Origin of the sequence: Microbacterium sp. (assembly GCF_040394595.1) — a bacterium.
In the GTDB taxonomy this organism is placed as follows: domain Bacteria; phylum Actinomycetota; class Actinomycetes; order Actinomycetales; family Microbacteriaceae; genus Microbacterium.
Genome location: NZ_JBEBSA010000002.1, coordinates 159,680 through 181,011, shown reverse-complemented (window position 1 = coordinate 181,011; position 21,332 = coordinate 159,680). Strand labels below are relative to the sequence as shown.

Genomic DNA, 21,332 nt, shown 5'->3' with positions numbered 1-21,332 from the left:
TCAATCCGACGAGGCGAACCGCGCGGTCTCGCCCAGGCCCTCGGGTCCGAGCGCCCGATAGCCCCCGTCGACCATCAGCTCGGTGCCGGTGATGAACGTGGACCCGTCACTGCTGAGGAACAGCACGGCATCGGCCACCTCGGAGGGCTCGCCCAGCCGTTCGAGCATGTGGTAGCGGCCCCAGACGGGCTCCCACTGCGCACGGTCGCCCTGCGCGGCCTTCGCCACCTCCGCCGTCCAGATCCAGCCCGGGCTGACCGCGTTCACCCGGATGCGGCGGGGGGCGAGGTCGAGCGCCTGCCCGCGGGTGAGGGCGAGGATGCCGGCCTTCGTCGCGTTGTACGTCCACCGGTCGCGCTGCGCGACGTGCGCGGAGATGCTGGAGATGTTCACGACGGTGCCGCCGCGGGGCATGCGGTCCGCCACGAAGGCGGTGAGCAGGGCCGATCCCGCCACGTTCACCTCGAGGGCCCGGGACCAGTCGCGGCGGGTGGCGTCGACCCCCGCGGCCACGAAGCTCGCCGCGCAGTTGACGAGGTGGTCGATCCCGCCGACGGCATCGCACTCGGGTCCCAGCACCGCGCGCAGCCCGTCGCTGTCGGAGACGTCGGCGACGATCGGCACGACACGGCGGCCGAGCGGCCCGAGCTCCTCCTGCCGGTGCACCAGGCCCTCTTCCGACAGATCGACGGCGATCACGCGCGCGCCCGCGGCGACGAACGATGCGACGACCGCAGCGCCGATCCCGGATCCCGCCCCCGTGACGACGGCGGTGTGCTCTTCGAAATCCCACTTCATCGCGCCGACCTTCCTCGTCGATTCGGCAACTGTTCATACATGTTGGCTCACGACACGGGGAAAAGGCAAGAAAATCCCAAAGATTCTTGACACTTATCTGAACTGTCAATAACGTGTCCGACACGAGGGCACCACACCGGGGCCGGACGGACGGTCGCCGCCGCACGGCGGGCGACAATCGGTGCATGGTCACTCAACGACGTAACCCCAAGTCAGAGAAAGGCGGGACCGTGGCGAAGACGCGACTGAGCAACGGCATCGTCACCGACTATCTCCGGCGCATCGGCGGCGGAGACATCGAACCGGGCGCATCGCTTCCGCCCGAATCGGTGCTGTGCGAGCGGTACGGCGTCGGGCGCAGCGTCGTGAGGGAGGCGCTCCAGGCCCTCGACGCCAAGGGGTTCATCATCGTGCGGCAGGGCAGCGTCGCCGTCGTCGCGCCGCGCTATCACTGGCACGTCCTCGACCAGGACTTCCTCTCCGTCAACAACCCCGAGGAGTACTACGCGCTCCTCCAGGAGGCCCGCGAGGTGCTGGAGCCGCCCCTCGCCGCTCTCGCCGCCGCACGGGCCACCAACGAGGCGATCGACGAGATGGAGCAGGTGAACCGCGAGCTGGAGCGCGTGCACGGCGACCCCTCGCAGCACGCCGAGCTGGACATCGCCTTCCACGACGCCGTGGCACGGGCGACCGACAACGCGATCCTCGTCTCGATGCACAGCTCGATCACCGGGCTCGGACAGCGCACCCGCGCGGCGTCGTCCGCCATCCCCGGTGCGATCGACCGCGCCGTCCACTGGCACGACGAGATCATCGGCGCGCTGCGCGACCGCGACGGCATCGGCGCCTCCGCCGCCATGCACCTGCATCTGCGGCAGGTGCGCGAAGAGCTGACCCGTATCGACGCCCCCGCGGCGGGCGCCGATGCGGAGACCGGAGAGACGACATGACCCACTACTCCGTCACGACCCTGGACGTCGGCCGGAGCATCATCCCCGGCCCGGAGCTGTACTGGATGAACGACTTCGAGCAGTGGCACCCGCTCGCCTTCCAGTCCGTCCTCCTCCGCGGCGACGGCGTCACGGCCCTGGTCAACACCGGCCCCGCCGCCGACCTCGAGCCGATGAACGCGGGCTGGGCCTCCTTCCTGGGCGAGAAGGCCCGGATGGAGCGCGAGGAGGGCCACTTCATCCTCGACCAGCTGGCCGCGCACGACGTCCGCCCCGAAGACGTGACGCACGTGATCCTCACGCCGCTGCAGCTGTACACGGTGAGCAACGTCCTCGCCTTCCCGAACGCAGAGATCTGCCTCGCCGAACGCGGCTGGGTGCACTTCCACACGACGCACGACCACCCCCACGACAACCGCGCCACGAGCATCCCCGACGAGATCCTCACCGCGCTCGTCACCACGGCGTGGCCCCGCGTGCGGCTGCTGAAGGACGAGGACGAGATCGCCCCCGGACTGCGGACCTGGTGGTCGGGCGGTCACCATCGTGCATCGCTCGTCGTCGAGGCCGACACGGCACGCGGCGTCGTCGCCGTCTCCGACACCTACTTCCACCTGCGGAACGTCACCGAGAACATCCCCCTCGGCATCAGCGAGAACATGTACGAGGTCCTCGCCTGCTACGAGCGGGTCCGGCGCACCGCCGACATCGTGCTCCCCCTCTACGACCCCGCGAACTTCGAGCGCCATCCCGGTGGCCGCGTCGCGTAACGCCGCCCGCCGGTGGACCACCGGCACCTGCTGACAGAAGGATGACGAGCAGATGCATGCACTCGCCTACACCAAGCCCTGGGAGATGTCGATCGTCGACCGCGCCGACCCGGCCCCCGGCCCCGGCGAGGTCGTGATCGACGTCATCGCGACCGGGATCTGCGGATCCGACTCCCACGGCTACAGCGGAGAGAACGGGCGCCGCCGGGGCGGGCAGGTCATGGGGCACGAAGCGGTCGGGCGTGTCCGCGACGGCGCCCTGGTCACCTTCAACCCGCTCGTCTCCTGCGGTGAGTGCGGCTTCTGCCTCGCGGGCCAGACCCAGGCCTGCCCCGATGCGCGCGTGATCGGCGTCGACCCGCTGTTGGACGGGAGCTTCGCTGAGCGGGTGCTCGTGCCGGCGCGCAATGTCGTGCCTCTCCCGGCGGACATGCCCGTGCTGCACGGCGCGCTCATCGAGCCCCTGGCCGTCGGCTACCACGCCGTGATGCAGGGGGCTCCCGAGGCCGACGACATCCTGCTGGTGATCGGCGGGGGCCCCATCGGTCAGGCTGCGGCCCTCGGCGCGCGCCGAGCCGGGCTCTCGCGCATCCTGGTGAGCGAACCGACGGCGCCGCGCCGGGCCCTGCTCGAGCAGCTCGGCTTCTCGACGACAACGCCCGAAGACGCCGGCGACGAGCTGCGGGAGCGGTTCGGGGGCAAGGCCACCCTCGTCGTCGACGCCGTTGGGCTGTCGGCCACCGTCACCGATGCGCTGACGCACTCGGTCACCCGCGCCCGGATCGTGCTCGTCGGCATGGGCGCCCCGGAGATCACCATCCCTCCGTACGGGATCACGGTGGGCGAGCGCAGGATGACCGGCAGCTACTGCTACTCCGAAGAGCACTTCCGCAGCACCGCGGAGTGGGTCGGGGCCGGGCGGCCGGAGCTGGACGCCCTCATCGACCGCACGGTCCCGCTGTCGGACGGTCCGCAGGCGTTCCACGACGTCGCCCGCGGCACCGGAGGATCGAACAAGACGCTCGTCGTCTCGTCCTCGGCGCTGCTGGCCGGGGCGACATGGTGACCGCCCGGCGGCGGACCCGAGCCGCCTGAACCGCACCGCGTGAACCACACCGAGACGAGGACGACGATGTCTGCCGTTGCAGCGAACCGCGTGGAGCTGACCCCCCTGTCGTTCCTCGCCCGCGGCGCCGTGGCGTTCCCCGGACGCGCCGCCGTGCGATCGGGCGACGACGTGCGCGACTACCGCGCCTTCGCCGCGGATGCGCAGTCCCTGGCCAGGGCGCTGTCGGCGAGCGTGCCGTCGGGCCGCGCGGTGACCACGCTATCGCCGAACAGCGCGGAGCTGCTGATCGCCCACTTCGGCGTCCCTCTCGCCGGGAACCCGCTCGTGACGGTCAACACCCGTCTCGCCGCCGCCGAGATCGCCTACATCCTCGACCACTGCGACGCACCGCTGCTGCTCGCCGATGCGAGCCTGCTCCCCCTCGCCGAGTCGGCCGTCGCCCTCGCCACACACGAGGTGCGGATCGTGGCCTGGGGGGACCCGGTGCCCCCGGGACGCATCTCGTTCGACGACTTCCTCACCGCGGGGGCAGGCCGGCCCGACCTGCCCTGGACGATCGACGACGAACAGGCCGTGATCGCCATCAACTACACCTCGGGCACGACGGGGCGCCCGAAAGGCGTCGAGTACACGCATCGAGGCGCCTATCTCAACGCACTCGGCTTCCTGCACCACGGCGGCTTCGACGGACGCACCCGCTACCTGTGGACCCTGCCGATGTTCCACTGCAACGGCTGGTGCGCGCCCTGGGCCGTCACCGCCGGCGGCGGCCTCCACCTCGTCATCCCCGCCGTCCGGGAGGCGGACATCCGGCGCGGCATCGCCGAGCTCGGGGCGACGCATCTCTGCGGCGCGCCCACCGTGCTCGACATGGTGGTCGCCGCGCACCCGGAGCCCTTCGCGCAGCCGATCACGATGATCGTCGGCGGCGCACCGCCCTCCCCCGCCCTGCTCGCGCGCATCGAGGCGCTCGGCGCATCCGTCACCCACGTCTACGGGATGACCGAGGTCTACGGCCCGTTCACCATCTGCGAGTACCAGCCGGAATGGGACGCCCTCCCCGCGCCGGAGCGCGCGGCGCGGATGTCCCGTCAGGGCGTGCCGATGCTGCAGTCGGGGCGCGTGCGGGTCGTGGACGGCGCGGGCTCCGACGTCCCCGCCGACGGGACGACGATCGGCGAGATCCTGATGCAGGGGAACAACCTGATGCGCGGCTACCATCGCGATCCCGACGCGACCGCAGCGGCCCTCGCCGACGGCTGGCTCCGCTCCGGCGACCTGGGCGTCGTCCACCCCGACGGCTATCTGGAGGTGAAGGACCGCGCCAAGGACATCATCATCTCGGGAGGAGAGAACATCTCCTCCATCGAGGTGGAGAACGCGCTGCTCTCGCATCCGGCGGTGTCGGACGCGGCCGTCGTCGGCGTCCCGGACGCACGCTGGGGCGAACGCCCGTGCGCCTACGTGGTCGCCGCTCCCGGTTGCACGCCCGACGAGCTCCGGGCCCACCTGGCCGCGCGGCTGGCCCGGTACAAGATCCCCGACGCCCTCCACTTCGTCGACGCGCTCCCCCGCACGTCGACCGGCAAGGTGCTCAAGCGCGAGCTCCGACAGCAGGCGGAGAACGCCGCGCGCCTGTAGGCCGAACTCAAGCCACCGACGTCGGCGGACGTCATCCGTCTAGTTGAAGTCGCCGCCACCGCCACCGAAGTCGCCGGGGGCCATGTCCGCGAAGCGGGAGTAGTGCCCCTGGAAGGCGACGTTGATCGTCGCCGTCGGGCCGTTGCGGTGCTTGGCCACGATGAGGTCGGCCTCGCCGGGCCGCACGTCCTTGTCGTAGACCGAGTCGCGGTGCAGCAGGATCACCATGTCGGCGTCCTGCTCGATCGAGCCCGACTCTCGCAGGTCGCTGATCGCGGGCTTCTTGTCCTGGCGCTGCTCCGGTCCTCGGTTCAGCTGCGAGAGGGCGATCACGGGGACCTGCAGCTCCTTGGCCAGCAGCTTCAGCGCACGGGAGAACTCCGAGACCTCCTGCTGACGCGACTCGACGCGCTTGCCGCTCGTCATCAGCTGAAGGTAGTCGATGATCACCATCTTCAGCCCCGCCCGCTGCTTGAGCCGTCGGCACTTGGCGCGGATCTCGACCAGGGTCATGTTCGGGCTGTCGTCGATGTAGAGGGGGGCGTCGTTGATGCGCCCACGGGTCGCAGCGACCGTGGTCCAGTCCCGAGGATCGAGCGTTCCCTTGCGCATGTTCTGCAGCGGGATCGCCCCCTCGGCGCTGAGCAGTCGCATCGCGATCTCGCTCTTTCCCATCTCGAGCGAGAAGAAGATCGACGGATGGTTGTGGCCGATCGACGCGGCGCGGGCGAAGTCGAGCGCGAGCGTCGACTTTCCCATGGCGGGACGCGCGGCGACGACGATCATCTGCCCGCCGTGCAGACCGTTGGTGAGGTCGTCGAGCTCCTTGAACCCGGTCGGGATGCCGGTCATCGTGCCGTCCCGGCCGCTCGCCGCCTCGATCTCCTCGACCGCCGCGTCGACGGCCACCGTCAGCGGCACGTAGTCCTCCGCGGTCTCCGTGCCCGTGACCGAGTAGATCTCGGCCTGGGCGTTGTTCACGAGGTCGGTCGCGTCGCCCTGCCCCTCGTAGCCGAGCTGCACGATGCGGGTCCCGGCGTCGACGAGGCGGCGGAGGATCGCGCGCTCGGACACGATGCCCGCGTAGTAGCCGGCGTTCGCCGCGGTGGGGACGATCGACGTGAGGGTGTGCAGGTAGTCGGCGCCGCCCGCCCGACCGAGCTCGCCGGTCTTGATGAGCTCGTCGGTGACCGCCACGACGTCGGTGGGCTCGCCGTGCGAGTAGAGCGAGAGGATCGCCTCGAAGATCAGCTCGTGTTTCGGGATGTAGAAGTCGGCGCCCTTGAGCGTCTCGATGACATCGGCGACAGCGTCCTTCGAGAGCAGCATTCCGCCGAGGGCGCTCTGCTCGGCGAGGAGGTCGTGAGGAGGGGTGCGCTCGGGGCGGTTCGGGCCGCCGAGGCGGTCGTCCGTGATGTCGGCGATCGACACAGTTCTCCCTCCGCTTCCCGGCTGCATCCGCCATCGGGCCCCGGCCGGGACGACCCGGGGCGGACGAGGAACGGACGCCGTTCTGGCCGCTGCTCAGAGCGAACCACGAACCCCTGACATCCGGTTGCTCGACCACGCTAGAAGCCGCCGGAGACGCCCGCAACACGGCCTGTGGATAACTGTGTGGAAAGGATGCGGAGAACGCGGGAGTGTCTGTGAAGAACGCCTGTGGACAACTCCGTGGAGAGTGGCGGGTTGAAGGTTTCTATTTCTGCGTGAACAGGTGTTTTCGTCCTCCCCAGCCTGTGGACGGAAATCGACCTCAATCGGTGATTGAAGGTTTGCTCTTGTCCACACCCTGTGTGTACAACACTGCGTAATCCGACACGCCGGGGATGGGCCGGGAGAGCCGCGGAAATCCGGGTGGCGGCCTCTCGACGCGGCCAGGACGGTGGCGTACGCTGTCGAAGAAGTGAAGTACGGTTGAACGTCCTTCCAACACGCACGACACCCCCCCCCATCCGATCGGAGAACAGCCGAGCGTGACCGCCGCAACTGCCCGGCGCCGCATCCCCGCGGTCGCCCTGTGGGGCGCCCTGGGCGTGCTCGCCTGGGCGCTGTTGGCGGTGTTCCTCGGCGGCTCGAACGCTCACGCCGCCGAGAGCGGCGAGGCGCACGCCCGGTCGACGGCGGTCGCGCAGGGAGGGCACGCCGGCCCGGGGACCCCCGGGAACGGCCGCGGCTCCTCTCAGGGCGACCAGGACCATCGGGCCTCCGGCGATCGCCCCTCCTCCGCCCCGTGGACGAAGCCTCCGGTCACGAAGCCTCCCCTGGCGAAGCCCGGCACCCCGAATCCGGGCGCGCAGAAGAATCCGGGCGTGCAGAAGCCGAAGCCGCAGAAGCCCGCCCCCCAGCCTCCGCAGCCGCATCGCCCTGTCGTTCCCGACGTGCAGGACATGCTGCACAAGGTCAAGGAAGCCGCCTCCGACACCGCGAGGAAGGCGGCAGACGCCGTGCGCGGTCACGATGACGAGCGGGGCCTCGGCGCCCGCCCGGGAGCCTGGATCCTCCGCCCCGGCGACCGCTCCGGCGCACGCACCGATCATGGGCAGGACGACCACCGCGGACCTCGTGTCTGGATCGGCGAGAGCCCCCGGTTCGGCGACCAGCAGGCCCAGGACGACCGTGCGCGCACCGTGGGTCACTCGGAGCGCGCCTCAGTGGGACGCGGGGCTCCTGCGGCCTCCTGGACCGCGCCGGCCGCACGCGCCGCGCTGCCCGCCCCGGCGGTCGTCACGCCGACCCCTCCCCACGCCGACCCGCCGCCGGCTCCCGAGCCCGATGCGTCGGGCTTCTCCCCGATGACCCCCAAGCCCGCCACTCCGACCACCTCGGCGAGCGGCGGCATCGCCCTCTCCGCGCTGGCGACGGTCGGCGAGATCGATCCGCTCGACGCGCCCGGCTCCACCTGGGGCCCGCCCGCGGCCATCGGCATCTCACCGCCCGCGGCCCCCGTCGCCACCGCCGACGTCTCACCCGACTGACCCGGCGCTGCTCGATCGAGCAGCCTTCCGTCGTGCCGTCGGCGCCCTTCTGCGCGCCCGCGGCATCCGGGGCACCGCCGCGCTCTGCGCGGCCCGTCCCGGTGCGGAGGTCCGAGATCGGCCAGGGGCAACTCCCCTCCGCTCCTCGCCGACCCCCTCCGCAGATCGGGCGTCGCGGCACCTCCCCCGCTGCGGCGTCCTGCGATCCCGGAACGTCACTCCCCATCTCGTTCCGGGATCCGGGGCGGATGCCTCCCTCTCCCACGGCGAGGCATCCGCCCTCTCCCTACATCGAGCGTGCGGTCGTTCCGACGCCGTGCACGTCCCCCAACCGTGCCCGCAGCACGCCTCGCGCCCGGTGATAGCGGCTCCGGACCGTCCCTTCCTTCATCCCCAGGACCCGGCTCACTTCGACGAGAGTGAGACCCTCCCAGTGGACGAGTCCGATGATGTCGCGGTCGACGGCGCCGAGGCGTGCGAGTGCATCGTGGAGGTCGGCGTGCTCGGCCGGATCCGCGCGCGCGGGATGGGGCAGCACCGCGAGGGCCTCTCGGAGCCGCGCGGCGACGGCCCGCTGCCGACGTGCACGCCGGTAGTGGTGCAGCAGCACCCGGCGGGCCACTCCGAAGAGCCAGGGCCTCGCCTCCGTGGCGTCCTCCGGCAACGAGGCGGCCCGTCGCCAGACGATGAGGAAGACCTCGGACAGCAGATCCGCGGCGTCCTCAGGCTGGTCCACGCGCCGGACGAGGTACGCGAGAAGGTCGGACGCGTTCGCCTCGACCGCGGAGGTGACGCGCGCCGCGAGGGCGTCGTTCCTCGGCATCATGGCGTCGGAGGTACGCAGGTCATCCCCCACGCCTCCACTGCTCGTTCGCCGCTTCCGGCCTCACTGAGCCATCCGATGCCGGGGAACGTCTGCTCGGCGAAGGTCCTGAGCACCGGCCCGACGCCACGGGACACCCTGCTCTCCCCGTCCGCATCGTCACCGGCCTCCGGCTCGCCCTCGCCGTAGAGGCGCTGCCCCAGACCCGACCAGTCATGCGTGGTGATAGCCGCGTCCAGCACGCTCCGGTCCCCGCGCTCGACCTGGCGCAGCTCGATCCACACTCGGCATGTCTCCGTGTGCCCCGAATCGGTCGTCCAGGACACCGGGATCGGCTCCTCGTTGCGTACGTCCTCGAGCGGTGCGCTCACCCCCGACCAGTGGGACATCGCGATCGTCGCCGTTCCCGCGCCCGCGGTGAGCACCACGCCGCCGACGAGCATCGCCGGCAGCACCCATCGCGCTCGCGGAGGCCTCCCCCTCCGCACCCGGGCAGGCACGGAGGAGGAGGCCAGCCGTCGCGCCTCCGTCTCCACAGCGGGCGGCAGCGGGCGCGCATAGCTCGCAAGCACATCGTCCAGGTCTGATCCGGTCATCTCTCCTCCAAGGGGTTCACCCCTACATTCCCGCGAACGGGCCGAACGTTGCACTCGACGGAGAACCCGGCCGGGTCGAGGAGGAAGCAGGGTGGTCAGTTTCGGCAGGTTTTGGCACGAAAACCTGCCGAAACTGACCACGCAACCGGGGAAGCCGGACATAGCAGAAACGCCCCCGGCGTCCGAAGACGGCGGGGGCGCTCTGGAACGCGACTACTTCGCGGCGACGACCTGGAGGGTGATCACGGCGGTCACGTCGTCGTGCAGACGAACGGTGGCCTCGTGCTCGCCGACCTGCTTCACCGGAGCGGTGATGTGCACCTTGCGCTTGTCGATGGCGCCCAGGCCCGCGGCCTCGACCGCATCGGCCACGTCGCCCGGCTTCACCGAGCCGAACAGACGCCCCTCGGCACCGGCCTTGACGGACAGACGCACCTTGGCGGCCTCGAGCTTGTCCTTGAGAGCCTTCGCCTCGTCGAGGTCGTGGATCGCGCGAGCCTTGCGAGCCGAGCGGATCTGCTCGACCTGCTTCTCGCCGCCACGGGTCCACGCCACAGCGAAGCCCTGCGGGATGAGGTAGTTGCGGGCGTACCCGTTCTTGACCTCGATGACGTCGCCGGCGCTACCGAGCCCGGCGACCTCGTTCGTGAGAATCAGCTTTGCCATGTCGGTACCCCTTAGCGGCCAGCGCCGGCGTAAGGCAGGAGCGCCATTTCGCGCGCGTTCTTGATCGCCTTGGCGATCAGACGCTGCTCCTGCACCGAGACACCGGTGATACGACGGGCGCGGATCTTGCCGCGCTCCGAGATGAACTTGCGAAGCGTTGCGACGTCCTTGTAGTCAATGACGCCCACGCGGATGGACTTCGCGGGAGCGGCGTTCTTCGCGCCCTTCCGCGGCTTGCGGCGGTCGCCGCTCGACTTTCCAGCCATGAGTTTTCCTTACGAGATGAAGATGTTTTTCCCGGATGCTGAGCGCGTTTCTCGGGCCTGCCGGCCCCGCTCAACGACCGGAGATCAGAACGGGGTGTCGTCGCCGAAGCTGCCCGGAGTGCTCCAGGCGTCGGCGCTCGAGGAGCCGGGGGTCGACCACGGCTCTTCCGAGACCTGCTGCTGCGGACGCGACTGTCCACCGCCGCCGCCGTTCGAGGCAGCGCGCGTGACCTGAGCCGTCGCGTAACGCAGCGACGGGCCGATCTCGTCGACCTCCAGCTCGATCGAGACGCGGTTGTTGCCGTCCCGATCCTGGTAGGAGCGCTGCTTCAGGCGACCGGATGCGATCACGCGCATGCCCTTGGTCAGCGAGCCCGCCACGTGCTCGGCGAACTCGCGCCAGACCGAGGCGCGGAGGAACAGCGCTTCGCCGTCCTTCCACTCGTTCGCCTGACGGTCGAAGGTGCGCGGGGTCGAAGCGATGGTGAAGTTCGCCACCGGCAGGCCGTTCTGCGTGTAGCGCAGCTCGGGGTCTGCGGTGAGGTTGCCCACCACGGTGATGACGGTTTCGCCGGCCATGGTGATTACGCCTTTGCCGTCTTGGGCTTGCGGGCGGCCTTGGCCTCGGCGCGCTTCGCCTCGGCGGCGACCATCGCCTGAGCCTCCTCGGCGCGCAGCACCTTGGTGCGGAACACGAGCTCGCTCAGCTTCAGCTGGCGGTCGAGCTCCTGCGTGGCCTCGCTCGTCGCGGTGAAGTTGACGACGGCGTAGATGCCCTCGTTCTTCTTGTTGATCTCGTAGGCGAAACGGCGCTTGCCCCAGATGTCGACGTTGTCGATCGAGCCACCATCGTTGGTGATGACCTTCAGGAACTTGTCGAGGTTGGGGGCAACCTGGCGCTCGTCCAGCTCAGGGGTCAGAATGACCATGAGCTCGTACTGGTGCGTCACTTACCCACCTCCTTCGGACTAGAACGGCTCCCGGGACTTTCCCGGAAGCAGGAGGGTGTGTTGCACGTGCCGGACCTCGTCGCGATGCGCATCGAGCGCACGCCGGAGGACAGACAACTGCAACAGTCTAACGGAGATCTCCGCCGGTCTCGACCGCCGCCTCTCAGCCCCGCTCGACGATCGCGGCGCCGCGGCGGATGACGGCCCCTCGTCCGTCCCTCTCGACGTGGTTGAAGACCACGGCGCCGCCGTCCGGCGTGAACGAGGGGTGCGGGTGATAGGGGTGCGAGATGAACCCCGTCTCGGCGATCGTGCGCCGCTCGCCGCTCGCCGCGTCGATGAGCTGGATGGAGCTCGCGGTTCCGGCGTCGGCCCATCCGCGCCCGGGGAGGTCGGCCGGGCCGGTGGTGTCGACGACGATCGTGCGACCGTCTCGGGTGATCCCGCAGTGCCAGTCGCGCTCCCCCGCCGAGACGAGCCGCGGAGCTCGGCCGTCGACGAACACCTCGTAGATGCCGCGGGGCCCGGCCTCGCTCTCGCCGTAGGCGACGACCACGGCCCCGGTGTCGTGGAACATCCAGCGCTCGTGCCCGAGCGCCACGGCTGCTGGCGGCTGCGCCGAGAGGGCGCGCTGGTCGACGACGCGGCGCCCGTCCGGCGCATCCTCCCGATTCCAGGCCCAGAGGCGGTCGTCGACCTGCGTGGCCGCGCCCTCATGCGAATAGCCGATCCATGACTCGTCCGCGGGCACGAGGTGGAAGTGGTTGGCGAACCACGGATGCCGCACGATCTCGGTGGTCGCGCCGGTGCGCACGTCCACGGTCAGGGCCCGGTGCACCCCGTCGCGCATCTCGCTGACGAGCGCGGTGCGGCCGTCGGCCGACACGCTCGTCAGCCCGTCGAGGGCCCATCCGTCTGCGGGCCGGTGCGCGATGCGTGGCGTGCGGTCGCCCGCCAGCTCGACGACGAACAGCGCGTCGTCACGCGCACACACGAGGGTCTGGGCGTCGAGGGCGACGTCGAACCAGGGCACCGACCGCGCGAGCTCGCTCTCCGACCACGGCGGCAGGTCGGACTCGGCGGCGATCGCCTCCGCCGACAGCAGCACCTCCGGCTCGCCGGAGCCGTCGAGGCGCACCCCGACAATCTCGTCGGCGCCCGCCGCCATGCCGAGCGCGATCCTGGCGCCGCCGTCGTAGTATCCGTTGCTGTGCGGGTAGGTGGCGTAGCTGTCGTCGAGCAGGATCCGGGGCGAGTGGTCCTCGATCATGTGCGTCCTCTCTCGGGTGCGGTTCCTCGGGTGACGGCGCCGGCGGGCACGTCCCGCGAGACGAAGGCCTGCGCGCCGACGGTCGCGCCGTCGCCGATCCGCACGTCCCCGGCGACGACGCAGTGCGGGAAGAGCCGCACGTCGTCGCCGATGGTCGGATAGCGTCCGGCCTGGTTCGCGCCGATCGTGACGCCCTGGTAGATCGCGACCCGTTCGCCGATCACGGCGCCGATGCCGATCGTGATGCCGTGCGGATGCGGGAGGTGCAGTGCGCCGAGGAAGACGGCCCCGGGCGAGACGTCGCAGCCGTGACCGCTGAGGAGCCGATTTCGGGCGAAGCGCCCCAGGCGCCCACCCCCGGCGGCGAGCCGGAACAGCCAGCCGGCGCGGAGCGAGGGCTGCGACAGCGCGAACGGCAGGCGCGGACGGGGGCCGCCTGACTGCCCGGCGAGCTCCTGCAGCAGCCGGGCGTCGGCGTCGAGGCCACGGCGAGCGCGGCTCAGCCGCGCACGGACACTGCCGGGATGCATGCCGTCTCCTTCGCACCGACGCGCAGGCCGCGCGGGTGCGATCACACTAACTCAAATCAATGGACTTTGTCGATGGGTTCACCTCGATCCGCCGGCGACGACTAATTCCAAACGATTGAAATACGGCGATGATTGCCCTACAGTGGAGCGCACCCGTGAGCTGTTCGCAGAGAGGCGATGACGTGACCCCGACAGCCGTCACCGGTGCCGCTGCATCCGGCCGACTGGCGCTGACGTTCGACGACCGGCATCTCGGCAGCTGGATCGCCGCGCGCCCGCTGCTCGACGCCGTCGGCGCCCGTGCGACCTTCTTCCTGGTCGAGGCGGATCTGCTGGAGGACGAGGAGCAGCGGGCGGTGCGGACGCTCCTCGCCGACGGCCACCGCATCGGCAGCCACGGCGCGCGGCACCGCAACGCCGACGAGGCGATCGCCCGCTCCGGCGCCGAGGACTACCTCGCGCAGGAGATCGCCCCGAGCGTCGCGGCCCTCACCGCCCTCGGCGCCTCCGCCCGGACCTTCGCCTACCCCAACTCCCGCCGCGACGACGCGAGCGACGACGCGCTGCTCGGGGTCTTCGACCGTCTGCGAGGCGGCGGCCCCCGCGGCCTCGACCCCGTGGAGGCCGGTCACGCCGTGCTGCCCTCCGGCTCCGCGGAACGGGTGCACCCCTCGCGCGGCATCGACACCGGATGCGGCCCCCGGGCCCACCCCGCCGATTCCGCCGTGCTGAGCGCCCTGCTCCGCACGCTCGCGGAGGACGGCGGGTCGCTCGTGCTCTACGCGCACGACGTCGCCCCGGCCTCCGACGCCAATCACATCCATCCCGACCGCCTGCGCCAGGTGCTCGCCGAAGCCGCCGGACTCGGCCTCGACCTCGTCGGGATGGACGACCTCGCCGCCTGAGCCGTCGGCTCAGCGCCCCCGACCATCACGTGAAACCGGAAGCCATGAACCAGGACATCCTCACCGCAGACCCCCTCGCCCTCGACGCAGCGCGCCGCGGCGGCGACGCCGAGTACGACGCCGAGCGCGACCTCCTCGCGAACAGCAGTCCGCCGAACCCGATCCACACCCGGGTCACGGGCCGCGCGCACCCGATCCGCGACAGCCTCGCCTACGCACTGCTGCTGTGGGAGCTCGACGCCGCGGGCGACACCGAGGTCGACGGAGAGCCCCGCGCAGCGCGCGCCGCCCGCGTGCTCGACGCCGTGCTCGCCCTGCAGGACGCCGACGAGGACAGCGACACCTACGGGCTCTGGGCCTACTACGCCGAGGAGCCGCTCAGCCAGATGTCGCCGCCCGACTGGAACTGGGCCGACTTCCTCGGAGAGTTCCTCTGCCTGCTGCTGTTCCGCCACGGCGAGCGGCTCGAGCCCGCTCTTCGCGAGCGCGCCGGCACCGCCGTACGCCGCGCTGCGGCATCCATCATCCGCCGGGACGTCGACCTCGATTACACGAACATCGCGGTCAAGGGCGCCTTCGTCACCCTCGCGGCCGGGCAGCTGCTCGACGACGAGGATCTCGAGGAGTACGGCCGCACCCGGCTCCGCCGGCTGCACGCGCTGCTGACGCGCAGCCGCAGCTTCGCCGAGTTCAACTCCCCCAGCTACTGGGCCGTCGTGATGCAGGCGTTCACCGGCATCCGCCAGTACATCCACGACGACGACGCGGTCGCGCAGGCCGGCGACATCGAGCGCATCGCCTGGGAGCACTTCCTCGCCCGCTGGCACCCCGCCACCGGGCAGCTGACCGGGCCGATGGCCCGCTGCTACTCGACCGATCTCCGTCGCAAGCCCTCCGCCCTCCTCATCGTGCAGCGCGTCGCCGGCGACACCTGGCCGATCTTCGACGCGGACACCCGTCCCGCCGACGTGCACAGCGTGCACGACGCGGTGCTCGACCTGCGCATCCCCGACGACCTGCGCCCGCTGCTCGACCGCCCGGCCGCGGAGCCGACGGTGCGCGAGGTGTTCACCGACACGCACTACATCCCCGGTCAGGTCGCAGGCGTCTCCGCCGCGGCCGCCGAAGGTCATGAGACCGTGATCCTGCCCACGGTCGGCACCAGCTGGCACGAGGGAGCGGCCACTCTCGGCAGCGTCAACTTCGGTGACACCTGGCTGCAGCGCCGCCCGCTGCTCGGCTACTGGGCCGAGCCGGGCGACGACCCCGCCGACCCCGACACGGTCGCCCGCTTCGTCAGCGTCGAGGTCCTCCGGGACGGGCACGGCTTCGCCGGCGGATCCTTCCGCGCGGAGCAGGACGGCAGCGACGTGCTGTGGTCGATCGCCCTCGCCACCCCTTCCGGCGATGCGCACATCCACCTCGACGCCATCCAGCCGGGCGAGGCCGTCGCGACCTCCTCGCTCCTGGTGCGCTTCTCGGTACGGGGCCTCGACGACGCCGAGGTGCGCGCCGACGGCACGCCTCTGGACGGCGAGCGCCGCGGCGTCCGGCGCGTCGACGTGCGCACCCGCACCGCGACCGTCGAGTGGATCCTCGCCGACGCCCTGTTCGACGGCGCCGAGCGCACCGCGCGCGTGACGCCGGTCGACGGCGGCATCGACATCGACGTGGCATGGCTCGAGGCCGGGACCCCGCAGGAGCTGGTCGTGTCGGCGCTGTCCGAGACCTTCGCCACCGGCATGCTGCGGCTCCGCAACGGAGAGCTCGCCCCCGCCGACGTGACGGCGGAGCGCGGCGACGGCTCCCTGCGCCTCCGCCGGGTCCTCCCGGATCGGGAGGCGCTCGCGCTCACGGCCCCGACCCGCCCCGGCTCGCGCCTCGACCATGCGCGCATCGTCGCCGCATCCCTCTCCGCCTGACCCGCACCACGACCTTCCCGACTCCGAACCGACCACTTCCGAGGACACAGACATGGCACAGTTCGACCTCCCCCTCGACCAGCTCGAGACCTACCTCCCCGAGCGCGAGGAGCCCGCCGACTTCGACGGCTTCTGGGCGGAGACCCTGCGGATCTCGCGCGGGCACGGTCCCGCCGAGTTCACCCGCATCGCGTCGCCGCTGCGCAGCATCATCGTCGAGGACGTCACGTTCCCCGGCTTCGCAGGGCAGCCGGTCAAGGCCTGGATGCTGCGCCCGGCCGATGGCGAGGTGCGCGGCACGGTGGTGCAGTACATCGGCTACGGCGGCGGGCGGGGCGTGCCGGAGCAGTGGACGCTGCTCGCGAGCTCCGGCTACGCGCAGTTCGTGATGGACAGCCGCGGCCAGGGCTCCGGCGGCACCGCCGGGGACACCGCCGACCCGAACGGCCGCGGACCCCACGTGCCCGGCCAGATGAGCGCCGGCATCGAGGACGAGCACGACTACTACTACCGTCGGCTCTTCGCCGACGCGGTCTGCGCGGTGGACGCCGTCCGCAGCCACCCGTCGGTCGACCCCGAGCGGGTGGTCGTCGCCGGCGGCAGCCAGGGCGGCGGCATCGCCCATGCCGCGGCCGGCCTCTGCGAGGGACTCGCCGGCGCGATGATCGACGTGCCCTTCCTCAGCCACTTCCGCCGCGCGCTGCGCATCACCGACTCGACGCCCTACAGCGAGCTCACCCGCTATATGCAGATGCGCCGGGGCGACGAGGAGAGCGTCTTCCGCGTGCTGTCGTACTTCGACGGCGTCAACTTCGCCGCCCGCGCCACGGCCAGGGCCCTGTACTCCGTCGCACTGTGCGACATGGTCTGCCCGCCGTCGACGGTCTACGCGTCGTTCAACACGTATGCCGGCGAGGACAAGGAGATGGTCGTCTACCCCTACAACGGGCACGAGGGCGGCCAGTGGGATCAGACCGCGCGCCACCTCGCGTTCCTCGACGACGTCTTCGCGTGACCGCCGCCGTGACGCTCGACTGGGCCCCCGGCCGCCTCTCCCTCGCCTTCTCCGGGACGTCCGCGGATGCCGACGAGCCGGTGCACCTCGACGTGCTGTCCCTCGACGGCGGCGCATCCGCCGTGCGGTCCCACGCGATCGTCGACGTCTTCACCGCGACAGAGCAGCGGCAGCGCACCAGCCAGGTCTTCGTGCGCTCCGCCGTCGGCGAGCGGCTGCGATACGTCGGCCACGACGCCGATGAGCGCACGCTGCGCATCCGCCAGCGCGACGAGGAGAGCGGGCTCGAGGTGACGAGCACGCTGCGGATGCCCGAGGGATCGTCGGGCCTGCAGTGGCGCCACGCGGTGCGCAACACCGGCTCCCGGCCGGTGACCCTCACCGCGGTGAGCTCGATCGTGCTGGAGCTGGCCGACCGTGAGGACGGGGACCTGTTCTGGGCCGAGAGCGAGTGGCTCGCCGAGAGCCGCTGGCACCGTCAGTCCCTGTCCGAGGCGCTCCCCGAGCTCGGGCTCGTCGCGCACGGGCAGGACGGCCGCGGGCGCTTCGCGCGTGCGAGCCACGGCGCCTGGTCGAGCGGCGAGCACCTGCCCCTGGGGCTGATCGTGCACGACGAGGGCCCGTCGATCGCCTGGCAGCTGGAGACGAGTGCCGGATGGAGTTGGGAGCTCGGGCAGACGCAGACGTCGGCGGTGCTCAGCGCCTCCGGCCCCGGCGATCTCGAGCACCAGTTCGCCGTGCGGCTCGACGCGGGCGAGGAGTTCGTCTCGGAGCCGGCGGGCCTGGTGGTCGCGAACGGCGGCCGCGACGAGGTGTTCGCCGAGCTGACCGCCTATCGCCGCGCGCTGCGCGTGCGCCGCCCCGTCGACGCCGCGCTGCCGGTGATCTACAACGACTACATGAACACCCTCGACGGTCAGCCGTCGACCGAGGCGCTGCTGCCCCTCATCGAGCAGGCCGCGTCCTCGGGCGCGGAGTACTTTTGCATCGACGCCGGATGGTTCACCGATGAGAAGGCCTACTGGCCGGCGATCGGCGTCTGGCGCGAAGCACCGAGCCGTTTCACCGGAGGCCTCGCCCACGTGATCGGCGTCATCCGCGAGCGGGGGATGCGTCCGGGCCTGTGGCTCGAGCCGGAGATCGTCGGCATCTCGTCGCCGGCCGCCGTCGAGCTCCCCGAGGCGGCGTTCTTCCACCGCTTCGGCGAGCGCGTGCTCGAGTCGGAGCGGTACCACCTCGACCTCCGGCATCCGGCCGCCCGTGCGCACCTCGATGACGCCGTCGACCGCCTGGTCGAGGAGTTCGGGATCGAGTACTTCAAGCTCGACTACAACATCAATCCGGGCCCGGGGACGGACGACGGCGTCGCGGGAGCGGGCGCCGGGCTGCTCGGTCACACCCGCGCGCTGCGGGAGTGGCTGCTCGACGCCCAGGCGCGGCACCCGGAGGTGCTGTTCGAGAACTGCGCGTCCGGTGCGATGCGGATGGACTACGCGCTGCTCTCCGTCGCGCACATCCAGTCGACGAGCGACCAGCAGGACTTCCGCCTGTATGCGCCGATCGCCGCGGCCGCCCCGGCCGGCGTACTGCCGGAACAGGCGGGCAACTGGGCGTATCCGGCCGCAGCGATGACGGATGCCGAGACGGCGTTCGCCATGGTCGGCGGGATCGTCGGGCGCCTCATGCTGTCCGGCTTCCTGCACGAGCTGCGTCCCGCCCAGCGGGCGCTCGTGCACGAGGCGGTCGCCGTGCACCGCGACTGGCGCAAGCGCATCGCGTCGGCGGCCCCCGTGTGGCCCCTCGGGCTGCCCGGATGGGACGACGACGTGATCGCCCTCGGACTGCGCGCGGGCGAGGAGACGCTGCTCGCGGTGTGGTCGCGCGGCGCGGCGCGGAGCGTGGTGCTCCCCGGTCTCGCCCCGGCGTCGGCGCGCACGGCGTTCCCCGCGGGCGCGGCGGACTGGCCGCTCGCGATCGAGGGGGACTCCCTCGTGCTCGAGGTCCCCGCCGGGCCCGCCGCCCGCGTGTTCGCGGTCACCTCCGCGTCCTGACCGGCTGGCCCCCCGGCCCCCGGTCCGGCGCCCAGCCCCCAGCGCGTCTATTCGTCAGAAAGTCCCGTTATCCGGCCTGGATAACGGGACTTTCTGACGAATAGACGGACCGGAGGGACCGGGACCGGAGGGACCGGGACGCGGAGAGCGTGCCCCGGGGGCTCCCGGCCCGGGCTCAGCCCTTGATCGCCCCGGACTGCCCGGCGCTCTTGAGGAACTGCTTCTGGAAGATCAGGAAGAGCACGATCGGCAGCACCACGGAGATGAACATGCCCGCCATGAGGAGACTCATCTCCGCGCTCGCGGTCACCTTGTAGAGACCGACCGACAGCGGCTGCAGATCGGGCTTCGGCAGCACGAGCAGCGGCCAGAGGAACTCCTTCCACGCGCCGATGATCGTGATGAGGGAGGTCACGCCGATGATCGGCTTCGACATCGGGAGCACGATCCGCCAGAACACCTGGAACGGTCCGGCGCCGTCGATCTTCGCCGCCTCGAACACGTCCTTCGGGAGGCTGTCGAAGAACCGCGAGACGAGCAGCACGTTGAACGCGTTCGCCGCACCGGGCAGCCACACCGCCCAGAAGGTGTTGATGAGGTTCCAGTGCAGCAGCGGCATGTCGAGCACGGTGACGTACTGGGCGATCAGCGACACGACGCCCGGGATGAACAGCGTGGCGAGCACCGCGCCGTTGATCACCTTCGCGTACTTCGGCTTGAGGATCGACAGCCCGTACGCGCCGGTCAGCGCCACCAGCATCCCGAAGAACCACACGCCGACCGCGAGGAACACGGTGTTGACGAGGTACCTGCCGATGTCGATCTTGAACCAGGCGTCGACGAGGTTGTGCCACTGGATGCCGCTGGGCCACCACGCGAACGGCTCCCGCAGGATGTCCTGCGTCGTCGACAGCGCGGCCTTCCCCAGCCACAGCAGCGGCCCGGCGGAGATGACCAGCAGCACGATGATGAGCACCGCGTTGAGGATCCAGAGGCTGGTCCGCACGCGCTTGCTGCGCCGGTCGAGCTCCGAGATGTTGGTGCGGTCCTGAGGCTCCGGCGCCTTCTTGCGGCGGCGCGGGGGCTGGGCGATCGTGCCGGACTCGGTGAGCTTGCCGGTCACCAGTGCCTCGGTGGTGGGCGCGACGGGTGCGGTGGTCATGACTTGCTCCAGCTCCGGGTGAGGCGCAGGTAGATCGCCGAGACGATGGTGAGCACGACGGCGAGCAGCAGGCTCAGCGCGGTCGCCTTGCCGTAGTCGCCCTGCATGAAGGCGTAGTTGTAGATCAGCATCAGCACCGTCGTCGTGCGGTTCACCGGCCCGCCACCGGTCATCACGAACGGTTCGGTGAAGACCTGCATCGTGCCGATGACCTGCAGCAGCAGCATGAGCAGCATGATGCTGCGCATCTGCGGGAGCGTGATGTGCCAGAAGCGGCGCACGACCCGGGCGCCGTCCATCTCGGCCGCCTCGTAGAGCTCCGACTGGATGGACATCAGCGCGGCCAGGTAGATGATGGTCGACTGCCCGAACCCGGCCCAGGTGGCCTGGATGACGATCGAGGGCATCGCCATGTTGCCATCCTGCAGCCACGGCAGCGGGCCGATGCCGAACGTGCCGAGGACGGTGTTGAACAGGCCGTTGGACGAGGGGTCGTAGAACTGCTTCCAGAGCAGCACCGACACGACAGGCGGGATGATCACCGGCAGGTAGACCAGCACGCTCGCGACCTGGCGGCTGCGCCGCATCTCGGCCATGAACGTGGCGAAGAGGATCGGCACGGGGAAGCCGATCAGAAGGGCGAGGCCGGCGAACAGCAGCGTGTTCGCCACGGCGGTGCCGAGGAGCGGGTCGGCGAGCACCCGCTCGAAGTTGTTCAGACCGACCCAGCTGGGCTCGGTGACGAGATTCGTCTTCTGCAGCGCGAGCACGAGGCTGCGCAGGATCGGCCACCAGGCGAAGTAGCCGAACGTGAAGAGCAGCGGCACGAAGAACAGGAGCGTCGAGATCCCGCCGCCTCGCACCCAGGTGACGAAGCGCGCACCCAGGGGCTTCGCGCGCCGGCGCTGCGCCGCGGTCGTGACGTCGGCCATAGGTCGGTCCTCTCTGTGGGATGTGGACGGGCGCGGGGACC

The 21,332-nt window shown here is 70.9% G+C and carries 21 protein-coding genes; 9 read left to right on the top strand and 12 right to left on the bottom strand.

Annotation, left to right across the window (positions count from 1 at the left end; translation table 11 throughout):
- Entirely contained in the window at window positions 1–798 is a 798-nt protein-coding gene (locus tag ABWO84_RS03575) for an SDR family oxidoreductase (protein ID WP_353112611.1), read from the bottom strand.
- Window positions 799–1,028: 230 nt separating this feature from the next.
- Here ABWO84_RS03575 and ABWO84_RS03570 point away from each other — a divergent pair, with 230 nt between their 5' ends.
- The 4 genes from ABWO84_RS03570 to ABWO84_RS03555 all read left to right on the top strand — a co-directional run bounded on the left by ABWO84_RS03570 (window position 1,029) and on the right by ABWO84_RS03555 (window position 5,228).
- Window positions 1,029–1,748 carry a FadR/GntR family transcriptional regulator gene (locus ABWO84_RS03570; RefSeq protein WP_353112609.1) on the top strand — a complete coding sequence of 240 codons (720 nt, stop codon included), beginning with the start codon at window positions 1,029–1,031 and terminating at the stop codon, window positions 1,746–1,748.
- The gene (locus tag ABWO84_RS03565; protein ID WP_353112607.1) at window positions 1,745–2,518 is read left to right on the top strand and encodes an MBL fold metallo-hydrolase; all 774 of its coding nucleotides are present in this window, start codon (window positions 1,745–1,747) and stop codon (window positions 2,516–2,518) included. The genes ABWO84_RS03570 and ABWO84_RS03565 overlap by 4 nt, the downstream gene beginning before the upstream one ends.
- 52 nt (window positions 2,519–2,570) lie before the next feature.
- Window positions 2,571–3,584 carry a zinc-dependent alcohol dehydrogenase gene (locus ABWO84_RS03560; protein ID WP_353112605.1) on the top strand — a complete coding sequence of 338 codons (1,014 nt, stop codon included), beginning with the start codon at window positions 2,571–2,573 and terminating at the stop codon, window positions 3,582–3,584.
- A gap of 66 nt (window positions 3,585–3,650) precedes the next feature.
- Window positions 3,651–5,228: an AMP-binding protein gene (locus ABWO84_RS03555; protein ID WP_353112603.1), complete on the top strand. Its 1,578-nt coding sequence runs from the start codon at window positions 3,651–3,653 to the stop codon at window positions 5,226–5,228.
- A 39-nt stretch (window positions 5,229–5,267) separates the two neighbouring features.
- Here ABWO84_RS03555 and dnaB read toward each other — a convergent pair whose 3' ends face one another.
- Window positions 5,268–6,659 carry a replicative DNA helicase gene (gene dnaB, locus ABWO84_RS03550; RefSeq protein ID WP_353112601.1) on the bottom strand — a complete coding sequence of 464 codons (1,392 nt, stop codon included), beginning with the start codon at window positions 6,657–6,659 and terminating at the stop codon, window positions 5,268–5,270.
- Window positions 6,660–7,201: 542 nt separating this feature from the next.
- Here dnaB and ABWO84_RS03545 point away from each other — a divergent pair.
- A complete protein-coding gene (locus ABWO84_RS03545; RefSeq protein WP_353112599.1) occupies window positions 7,202–8,203 on the top strand; it encodes a hypothetical protein in 1,002 nt (333 codons plus the stop codon).
- 286 nt (window positions 8,204–8,489) lie between these two features.
- Here ABWO84_RS03545 and ABWO84_RS03540 read toward each other — a convergent pair whose 3' ends face one another.
- The 8 genes from ABWO84_RS03540 to ABWO84_RS03505 form a co-directional block, all read right to left on the bottom strand.
- A complete protein-coding gene (locus ABWO84_RS03540) occupies window positions 8,490–9,029 on the bottom strand; it encodes an RNA polymerase sigma factor (protein ID WP_353112597.1) in 540 nt (179 codons plus the stop codon).
- Window positions 9,026–9,622: a hypothetical protein gene (locus ABWO84_RS03535; RefSeq protein ID WP_353112595.1), complete on the bottom strand. Its 597-nt coding sequence runs from the start codon at window positions 9,620–9,622 to the stop codon at window positions 9,026–9,028. The genes ABWO84_RS03540 and ABWO84_RS03535 overlap by 4 nt, the downstream gene beginning before the upstream one ends.
- Before the next feature lie 213 nt (window positions 9,623–9,835).
- The gene (gene rplI, locus ABWO84_RS03530; protein ID WP_353112593.1) at window positions 9,836–10,288 is read right to left on the bottom strand and encodes a 50S ribosomal protein L9; all 453 of its coding nucleotides are present in this window, start codon (window positions 10,286–10,288) and stop codon (window positions 9,836–9,838) included.
- 11 nt (window positions 10,289–10,299) lie between these two features.
- A complete protein-coding gene (rpsR, locus tag ABWO84_RS03525) occupies window positions 10,300–10,554 on the bottom strand; it encodes a 30S ribosomal protein S18 (protein WP_040168021.1) in 255 nt (84 codons plus the stop codon).
- A gap of 84 nt (window positions 10,555–10,638) precedes the next feature.
- The gene (locus ABWO84_RS03520) at window positions 10,639–11,133 is read right to left on the bottom strand and encodes a single-stranded DNA-binding protein (RefSeq protein ID WP_353112590.1); all 495 of its coding nucleotides are present in this window, start codon (window positions 11,131–11,133) and stop codon (window positions 10,639–10,641) included.
- A gap of 5 nt (window positions 11,134–11,138) precedes the next feature.
- Window positions 11,139–11,504, bottom strand: a complete 366-nt coding sequence (rpsF, locus tag ABWO84_RS03515) for a 30S ribosomal protein S6 (protein ID WP_353112588.1) — start codon at window positions 11,502–11,504, stop codon at window positions 11,139–11,141.
- A gap of 163 nt (window positions 11,505–11,667) precedes the next feature.
- Window positions 11,668–12,774: an oligogalacturonate lyase family protein gene (locus ABWO84_RS03510; RefSeq protein WP_353112586.1), complete on the bottom strand. Its 1,107-nt coding sequence runs from the start codon at window positions 12,772–12,774 to the stop codon at window positions 11,668–11,670.
- Window positions 12,771–13,304: an LbetaH domain-containing protein gene (locus ABWO84_RS03505; protein ID WP_353112584.1), complete on the bottom strand. Its 534-nt coding sequence runs from the start codon at window positions 13,302–13,304 to the stop codon at window positions 12,771–12,773. The genes ABWO84_RS03510 and ABWO84_RS03505 overlap by 4 nt, the downstream gene beginning before the upstream one ends.
- Window positions 13,305–13,486: 182 nt before the next feature.
- Between ABWO84_RS03505 and ABWO84_RS03500 the strand changes: the two genes are divergently transcribed.
- Genes ABWO84_RS03500 through ABWO84_RS03485 form a run of 4 tightly spaced genes read left to right on the top strand, consistent with a single transcriptional unit; the run spans window position 13,487 to window position 19,197 of the window.
- Window positions 13,487–14,209, top strand: coding sequence for a polysaccharide deacetylase family protein (locus ABWO84_RS03500; RefSeq protein ID WP_353112582.1), 723 nt, complete (start codon window positions 13,487–13,489; stop codon window positions 14,207–14,209).
- A gap of 44 nt (window positions 14,210–14,253) precedes the next feature.
- The gene (locus ABWO84_RS03495) at window positions 14,254–16,131 is read left to right on the top strand and encodes a DUF8769 domain-containing protein (protein WP_353112580.1); all 1,878 of its coding nucleotides are present in this window, start codon (window positions 14,254–14,256) and stop codon (window positions 16,129–16,131) included.
- A gap of 52 nt (window positions 16,132–16,183) precedes the next feature.
- A complete protein-coding gene (locus ABWO84_RS03490) occupies window positions 16,184–17,146 on the top strand; it encodes an acetylxylan esterase (RefSeq protein WP_353112578.1) in 963 nt (320 codons plus the stop codon).
- Window positions 17,143–19,197, top strand: coding sequence for a glycoside hydrolase family 36 protein (locus tag ABWO84_RS03485; protein WP_353112576.1), 2,055 nt, complete (start codon window positions 17,143–17,145; stop codon window positions 19,195–19,197). The genes ABWO84_RS03490 and ABWO84_RS03485 overlap by 4 nt, the downstream gene beginning before the upstream one ends.
- A 175-nt stretch (window positions 19,198–19,372) precedes the next feature.
- Here the strand turns inward: ABWO84_RS03485 and ABWO84_RS03480 are convergent, their stop codons facing one another.
- Together ABWO84_RS03480 and ABWO84_RS03475 are read right to left on the bottom strand one after the other, a co-directional pair.
- A complete protein-coding gene (locus ABWO84_RS03480; protein ID WP_353112574.1) occupies window positions 19,373–20,359 on the bottom strand; it encodes a carbohydrate ABC transporter permease in 987 nt (328 codons plus the stop codon).
- The gene (locus ABWO84_RS03475) at window positions 20,356–21,291 is read right to left on the bottom strand and encodes a carbohydrate ABC transporter permease (RefSeq protein WP_353112572.1); all 936 of its coding nucleotides are present in this window, start codon (window positions 21,289–21,291) and stop codon (window positions 20,356–20,358) included. Before ABWO84_RS03475 ends, ABWO84_RS03480 begins: the two co-directional genes overlap by 4 nt.
- Window positions 21,292–21,332 lie beyond the last annotated feature (41 nt).

Bases quoted from the DNA above. Each gene is read 5' to 3' on its own strand.
- ABWO84_RS03565 (WP_353112607.1), top strand. From the start codon at position 1,745: ATGACCCACTACTCCGTCACGACCCTGGACGTCGGCCGGAGCATCATC.
- rplI (WP_353112593.1), bottom strand. From the start codon at position 10,288: ATGGCAAAGCTGATTCTCACGAACGAGGTCGCCGGGCTCGGTAGCGCC.
- ABWO84_RS03575 (WP_353112611.1), bottom strand. From the start codon at position 798: ATGAAGTGGGATTTCGAAGAGCACACCGCCGTCGTCACGGGGGCGGGA.
- ABWO84_RS03505 (WP_353112584.1), bottom strand. From the start codon at position 13,304: ATGCATCCCGGCAGTGTCCGTGCGCGGCTGAGCCGCGCTCGCCGTGGC.
- ABWO84_RS03540 (WP_353112597.1), bottom strand. From the start codon at position 9,029: ATGATGCCGAGGAACGACGCCCTCGCGGCGCGCGTCACCTCCGCGGTC.
- ABWO84_RS03480 (WP_353112574.1), bottom strand. From the start codon at position 20,359: ATGACCACCGCACCCGTCGCGCCCACCACCGAGGCACTGGTGACCGGC.
- ABWO84_RS03520 (WP_353112590.1), bottom strand. From the start codon at position 11,133: ATGGCCGGCGAAACCGTCATCACCGTGGTGGGCAACCTCACCGCAGAC.
- ABWO84_RS03490 (WP_353112578.1), top strand. From the start codon at position 16,184: ATGGCACAGTTCGACCTCCCCCTCGACCAGCTCGAGACCTACCTCCCC.
- ABWO84_RS03495 (WP_353112580.1), top strand. From the start codon at position 14,254: ATGAACCAGGACATCCTCACCGCAGACCCCCTCGCCCTCGACGCAGCG.
- ABWO84_RS03510 (WP_353112586.1), bottom strand. From the start codon at position 12,774: ATGATCGAGGACCACTCGCCCCGGATCCTGCTCGACGACAGCTACGCC.
- ABWO84_RS03560 (WP_353112605.1), top strand. From the start codon at position 2,571: ATGCATGCACTCGCCTACACCAAGCCCTGGGAGATGTCGATCGTCGAC.
- ABWO84_RS03475 (WP_353112572.1), bottom strand. From the start codon at position 21,291: ATGGCCGACGTCACGACCGCGGCGCAGCGCCGGCGCGCGAAGCCCCTG.
- ABWO84_RS03535 (WP_353112595.1), bottom strand. From the start codon at position 9,622: ATGACCGGATCAGACCTGGACGATGTGCTTGCGAGCTATGCGCGCCCG.
- rpsR (WP_040168021.1), bottom strand. From the start codon at position 10,554: ATGGCTGGAAAGTCGAGCGGCGACCGCCGCAAGCCGCGGAAGGGCGCG.
- ABWO84_RS03555 (WP_353112603.1), top strand. From the start codon at position 3,651: ATGTCTGCCGTTGCAGCGAACCGCGTGGAGCTGACCCCCCTGTCGTTC.